We start from the raw sequence: 2,018 nt of genomic DNA, 5'->3' as shown, positions 1-2,018 counted from the left end.
CGCACCATTGCAATTCAGTACGAACCCGTGGGATATCAAGTCTCACGGGTTCGTTCTTTTGCGTGTCGTAGTTGAGCGTCACCAAGACCGACTCCTCGTCCACCTTCGCCTGATATACGAACGCCTCGAGAACGGCTTTATCCGTGAGCGTCGCACCGAACATCAGGAAGCGCGCGAAGTCCTCGGGGTCGATCGTCTTCTCGTCCAGCGTGTCGAGGTCGCGCCGCGCCCTGTCGCGCTGCGCCTCCAGCTGCGCTATGCGCTCCTTCGCGCCGGGGGCTATGATGCCCTGCTCTATCGCGTTCAGGATGTTCTGCAAGCCCGTCTCGGCGCTCCTCAGCGACGCCTGCGCCTGCCTGCGGTCAAGCTCAACGGCCTTGTCGTTGCCCGCCTCCACCACTATCCGGGCGATGCGCAGGGCCTCCTCGTGGTCGCCGAGCAGCTCACGGATGCGTCCTACAATCTGCCCCTCGAGCCAGTCGCGGCGAACTGCCTTCATGCGGCAGCTTGTGCAGCCGTAGTACTCGTATTTGACGCTGCAACGGCCCCTTCCGGAGACCCCCGGCATGTTCCGACCGCACCTCGCACACATGACCTTGTTGGCGAGGGCGAAGGTGCCCCAGCTCTCGTTCCTGCGCTGCTTCTTGCCCTTCACCTTCTGCGCCCTCCCATACTGGCCGTCATCGATGATTCGGGGCATGCCGCCCTCGAAGGTGATGCCGCCCCACGAGTACTTCCCTAGGTACTTCTCGTTGTGGAGCATCTGGTAGACCATCGTGTACCCGCACGGCCTCCCCGTCGAGGTGACCACGCCCCTCTCGGCGAAGTCGCGGGCAATCGAGTTGCAGGCCTCGCCTCCTATCCTCCGGCGGAACGCCTCCTTCACGAACGCGGCCTCCTCTGGCACGACCTCGTACCGGCCATCTTCCCCCGTGCGGTATCCGTAGACCCTGACTCCGTTCGTGAGGCACTTGATGGCGTTGCCCTCCATGCCCCTGCGCACGCGCACAGAGGTCTTGCGCGACTCGCAGGCGGCAAGGCCCTCGAGAAGCTTCTCGTAGATGATGCCCTCCGGCGACTCCGGGATGGCCTCCATGGCCGAGACCAGCCGGACGCCACTCTTTGCGAGCTCGTGCTTGTACAGCGGCGCGTCGTAGGGGTCGCGGCTGAACCGGTCCATCATGTACACGAGCACGATGTCGGATTCCCCGGCGTTGGCGATCATCTCTTGGAACTGGGGCCGCTCGTCGGTCCTGCCGGATATGGCATAGTCCGCGTATTCCGCCACCACCGCCACGCCCTCGCGCCGGCACCACTCCCGGCACGCCCTGAGCTGGTCGTCGATGGACGCCTCCCTCTGCTTGGAGCTTGAGAAGCGGGCGTAGAGCGCGGCGGTCCTTGCCGCTTGTGACATAATTGGATGGTCTCCTTTCTTGGGGAGATTGCGTTTGCCCCCGCGATTTGTCTTGGCGGACTAGCGGGGGCATTTTTATGCGTGAGCGCTAGATGTCCATGCTCTTGAGGTCATCGGGGTATTCGCCGGTCTCAAGGACGTAGCCCAGACCGTCGCGGTATTGCTTGATAACTGATCCCGATGCGTCGTCTCCCTGCATGGAGAATTCCATCTGGATCATCGCCGACAGGTTCAACACGCGCTGGTCGCCCTTGTTATTGTTTGCGTCAATCTTCTTCGCGCGGTTATCGATTGCCGTTTGTACCTTAGCCCCGGCTGTTTCCGGGCCTGTCTTGTCCTCAAGAAACTCCCCAGCGAGGTCGTAGACCTCTGTGCCAAGATCAAACGCGGCCTCGCTCATTCCGTCTGGCACGTTCTTCTCCTGTTTGCCAGACGAGCAGCCGGAAACGCCAACAAGGGCAATGCCCATGGCTGCGATGAACGCCCTTCTAGTGATTTGCATATCGCTTCCTTCCTACTTGGGAAATGACTGGGCAAGCCCACGTGCTACTACCAAAAGGGCGTTCTGCCCCTGCTGGTCCATCTGGTGGAAGATGCTAATAAG

The 2,018-nt window shown here is 61.6% G+C and carries 2 protein-coding genes; both read right to left on the bottom strand.

The window, feature by feature from the left end; genetic code table 11:
• A partial coding sequence (locus HMPREF2826_RS00745; protein WP_070638246.1) for a recombinase family protein occupies nt 1–1,414 on the bottom strand: 1,414 nt, incomplete at its 3' end.
• Nucleotides 1,415–1,502: 88 nt separating this feature from the next.
• Nucleotides 1,503–1,916: a hypothetical protein gene (locus HMPREF2826_RS00740; RefSeq protein WP_070638243.1), complete on the bottom strand. Its 414-nt coding sequence runs from the start codon at nt 1,914–1,916 to the stop codon at nt 1,503–1,505.
• Nucleotides 1,917–2,018: the final 102 nt, after the last annotated feature.

The organism is Olsenella sp. HMSC062G07, assembly GCF_001811895.1.
Taxonomy (GTDB): Bacteria; Actinomycetota; Coriobacteriia; order Coriobacteriales; family Atopobiaceae; genus Olsenella_F; species Olsenella_F massiliensis.
This window is presented reverse-complemented; position numbering and strand designations above follow the sequence as displayed.

Coding starts and splice junctions, on each gene's coding strand:
- HMPREF2826_RS00740 (WP_070638243.1), bottom strand. CDS start 1,916: ATGCAAATCACTAGAAGGGCGTTCATCGCAGCCATGGGCATTGCCCTT.